The sequence below is a fragment of the Planktothrix sp. FACHB-1355 genome (assembly GCF_014748295.1).
GTDB classification, from domain to species: Bacteria; Cyanobacteriota; Cyanobacteriia; order Cyanobacteriales; family Aerosakkonemataceae; genus Aerosakkonema; species Aerosakkonema funiforme_A.
The window spans coordinates 1-4,372 of record NZ_JACJUP010000555.1; the positions used below are offsets into that span (position 1 = coordinate 1).

Here is a 4,372-nt window from a genome sequence, read left to right on the forward strand (position 1 = left end):
CTCAAAATAATTGGTTGATACGGTGGGTGGACTTGTTGCCACTCAATTTCATATTGGTGATCGCCATAATCTTTTTTAAGCTTTTCACAGACAGTGTTAAGCGTATCTTGCCAAACAGACTTCTTTGGGACTTCAGCATTAGGATGAACCATGACCCAAAACAAAGACTCATGATAAATCACAGTCAAATTTAATAAATTACCCAAATGGTAACTAATTTTGTTGCGTAACTCCTTTGTAACCGTAGGAGTTAGACTAAAACAACCGATTCTAGGGTCAGCCTGAAAAGCAAAAGTAAATATCTCACTTGCATACTGTTCAACTGAAGAATCTACCATATATTCCACCTATCAACTATCGTGAGGATAAACGGAGAAATCCCCAGGTTAAATTCTGGGGATTTTAAGTTACTTATGAACCCGGTTTTTGTTCTGGCATCATACATTTATCGGAATCGCAACCTGCTGGCCCTGCTTCCGTTAAATAGCCGGAATCGTAACGACTCAAAGCAGTATGAAAATCATCTGTCTGACGGCGCATTTCTACTTCTTTTATGAGTCGATCGTACTGCTGTTTTGCAATTGGCTCAAACGGTAAGCGAGGGAAGGTTTGCAAGTCATCGAACCTTGCTAAAAGTGCGGCAGAAATATAGCCTTCGTCATCCCGTATCGCTTCATAAATCCGACTCCCTAAAGCTTCTATTTCATTTTCCCGCAACTCAATTGTGGCACTTGTGTTATGCCGCACATAAAATTTCTGGACTTGCATATAAAAGTCCATTTGAGCTAAAGCTGAGAACTTGCTGATGTCAATTTCATCGGCACCGGGTAAGTCAGCCCAAAGTACGGAAACGGGTATTTCAACTAGCCATTCCGAACAACGGGGATCGAAGGGATCGTTTAGGAGATTCCCATGTTCATCTTTGTCAGATTGCGAGGGAATCACATTGTAACCGTAGTCGATACAAGCGAGGGCTACCGGGTCGTTTTTCCGGAAGGTAATCCGCCGAATAAAACGCTGCGCTTTGGGTGGATGCCATCCGGGAGATGCGCCAGTTAAGAGAGATTTTGTCCCGCTGGGTTGGATAGTTGTACAGCGATTGGGGCGTTTGAGGTTGTGACGATCGCAATAATCCCACACTACCCGATGCACTATTTCCCGCCAACGAGTGAGATATTCTTCCTCACGCCGTTTAAACTCAATTCCTTGTTCGGTTTCCGGGCGTCCTTCTTCCCACCAACGCAACCAATCGACACCAAAAGCATTCACAAAAAAGTCAAATAAACCCGTGAATGATACACCTACAATCGGGTCTAATTCGCGACTGTATTGATAGCGCGGTTCCAAGAATTTGTGATTGAGTAGCGTTGCTACTGATAAAGCACCAGCAGTAAAAGCTTCCTCTTGCTCTTTGTAATTGTATGGATCGATTTGGTTAAGGTGGATCTCCGAAAGGTTGCAGTGAAAATTAGAGCCAATAATTTCCAATATTAATGTTATCCTAGAGGCTGTTTATCCTCTAGTTCTACAGGTTTATTTCCCTGTAGTTCCGAGTACATTTTCTACAAATGAACGGAAACAAGCAAGAACTTCTTTGCGGTTGGTTTGGTATCCCAGTAAAGCTTTACTTAGCGTTCTTTCATCCTTGATGCCAAATTCTTGCTCAATTTGGTCATAAAAAGGTTGAAGAACTGGCTTGATTTTATTAAGCTTACAACTCAGAATCGCCTGGGCGTGGTTTTTAGCAAAATCAAGAGCCATTTTCTGGATGACCGAAGAATTTTCACTAGAGGTTTTTGAGAAAGTGGCAGCATTAGAGCATATAATCAAGAGATCTGGCGTAAATGTACTCCAAGGTTGACTTGAGATAGTTCCCTTTGTAGTGACCGCAATAAGTCCTTCCATTCATTTTTGTAGCCCGACACTCTTGGAGAAATTATATTCTCTAAATTATCAATATGACAAATAAAGCTATTACCTATGAGCAATATAGATAACTTATTTTATTTACCATCTCTGTTTAGAGTTTCATTCTCTACTCTGTACGGTACTAGAAGGCGTTACCCTTTCTAGTTACCACGGAATTAGCATCTCAGCCTTCTCCGTTTTTGCCGGGTGATTAACGTGAGGCAAAATTACTTACCACACGGATTTAAGCCCACACGGGCTAATCGATGCTCTAATTCACTTTTGTCTACACTAGAATAATGTTCTTCAATCCATTCTTTTGCATTTCCTTGTTCGTAAGTTTTGAGAAATTCCAATTTCTTTTCAGGTGTTTCCAATAGATCGCTATTAGCTCTGGCAACTGCCTCGCCAGCCCATTGAATTGCCCCTTCACCAGAATAATACTGTTTGCGAACTGCTTCAAGACATTCTGACAAGGTTGGTTTGTGATGAAATACTCTGGTATGATTTGCCATTCTCAAAGCATCTCGCTCTGGATCGATGCGCCAGTTACCATCAGCATCTTGTTGCCAAAGGTTAGATTTAGCATTAGCAAATAATTCATCTTCGCTAAAGCCTTGGCGCATTCCCGCACTATTATGGGTCAAATACCCATCGCAGTAGAAACAATGAGCTTCTTCTACTTCAATATCATAAGTTTGGACATGATCGTAACTGCCCAATCCTTTGACTGTCACTGGAATATCTAAAGAGATATCTGCCTCGGCAATATAGCGTTCGTAGTTAGCATCAACCAAGCGAGAACCTTGGAATCCCATTTCGCGCATCTCGCTGTAGGTGTAAGCTTCCCGCATAATTGTACCGGGAACGGTAAAACCATACATTTTCAGACCTTGCTGTAGTTCTCCTTTAGCAGAATGGGGAGCAATTAGCGCGTTGTAACGTTCCTTAAATGCTGGAATTGTCAAGCTATATTTATGCTGCCATGCTTGATTTTCTGGTTGTACTATTTTGAGTCTGCCAGCAATTCCCAAACTAGATAAAACGGCTGCAACTTGTCTGACAAATGAGCGATAAACGGTGGTAACTAAATGAGGTGGGCGGTTATTAATAGAGCCGTCACTATCCATTAATCCAGCTAAGTAAGCAGATCTGATATCTACAGAACCCTGCAAAATAAAGCTAGGAACTTCTAAGGAAACATTAGGCTGTTTAATGTAACGATGGAAGTATTCAGCGAATCGAATAGATGAACAAACTGATTTAGCTGTATTTTCGCCGTTGACAACACCGTGGCAAGCGGTTAGGCCGAATAAAGCTAAAGCAGCATCTATTTTAGATTGAATTTTGGCAACAAGTTCTGGCTGGCAATTGTTGGCTGCCCAGGTAACAAAGCCGTAAGGTTTACCATGTTTATTCCGACCGATCGCAACATAGCCATCCCCCTGAGTAAAGCCAATTAACCAAGCTATATCAGGGGTAAGTTCGGGGATAATTAACTGTTTGGCTGTTCGACTTTGAGAAGGTCTCGATTCTGTAATATCGGGGGGTAAGTGAGCGATCGTACCTGGAAGGATTTGTCTATTGTGTAACAAGCGATCGCCTTCAGATAAACTAGCAAGATATTTCCAGGTAATCCCACCCTTACCATCTGCAAGAACTGCTTGTCTGTGGTTTAAAGTTGCTCTTGGATAAGTACCATTGGTTTCAATTTCGTAGACATCTTGAAACCCTTGATCGAACTTATTAACAACTCGCCGGAATCCTAGCGGTGTTTGTACTAAGTCACCTACTTGCACGTCGCGGATAGGAACTAAACCTTTGGAAGTATGAACTAAAGCATCTTCGGGAAGACAGCGACGAATGTTACCTGCCACAATTGTGACGGCTGCTTCATCAATTAATAAACAGCATTCGACTGAATTTAATTGTCTACCTACTGCTTTATTCAAAATTGCCGTACACCGCTCATAAAGTCCCGGCAATTTAACAGGATTAGCGACGCCGCCAAAACCTTTTAATGGTTCTCCGGCAGCGCGAACATCGCTGATATTTATTGCTACTTGCACTTCTCCTGAGAAGCGTTCGTCGGTGGATAATTCCAGCAGCGTTTGATACGATTTAACCCAACCTTGGCGGCTGTCACCAACGTAGATCGTAACTTGGTTCCCCTCTATTTTGACTTCGGTTTCTTCTCGACGTTGGTTTGCTGGCGTAGCACCAATTTGTCCCTGAAGGGTGACATTCAGACGATTGCGGATAGGCGGTAGTTGGTTAATATACTTCGGTTCCAGGACAGCACCCGTACCGCAGCCCATCATGGCCAAATCCATCAGCAGGCCAAAGGCTCGCCAGTCGTTTATGTTTGTGGAGGAGCAATTGTAAGCGCCGGAAAAGTTCTCTTGTTGCTCGATCCACTCGCTACCTCCTACCCAAAGCCAGCGACCGGAGGTGAGGGCTTTGA

3 protein-coding genes and 1 pseudogene are annotated in these 4,372 nt (G+C 42.9%); all 4 read right to left on the bottom strand.

Features of this window, described 5'->3' with window-relative positions:
* A pseudogene (locus tag H6S82_RS20490) lies at positions 1-338 on the bottom strand (hypothetical protein); the annotation flags it as partial.
* A gap of 73 nt (positions 339-411) precedes the next feature.
* Positions 412-1,488, bottom strand: coding sequence for a ribonucleoside-triphosphate reductase, adenosylcobalamin-dependent (nrdJ, locus tag H6S82_RS20495; RefSeq protein WP_242057041.1), 1,077 nt, complete (start codon positions 1,486-1,488; stop codon positions 412-414).
* A gap of 45 nt (positions 1,489-1,533) precedes the next feature.
* Positions 1,534-1,905 (bottom strand): hypothetical protein, encoded by a 372-nt coding sequence (locus H6S82_RS20500; protein ID WP_190470754.1) that lies wholly within the window; start codon positions 1,903-1,905, stop codon positions 1,534-1,536.
* A 230-nt stretch (positions 1,906-2,135) separates the two neighbouring features.
* Positions 2,136-4,372: LAGLIDADG family homing endonuclease (locus tag H6S82_RS33660; RefSeq protein ID WP_277926517.1), on the bottom strand; the 2,237-nt coding region annotated here is incomplete at its 5' end.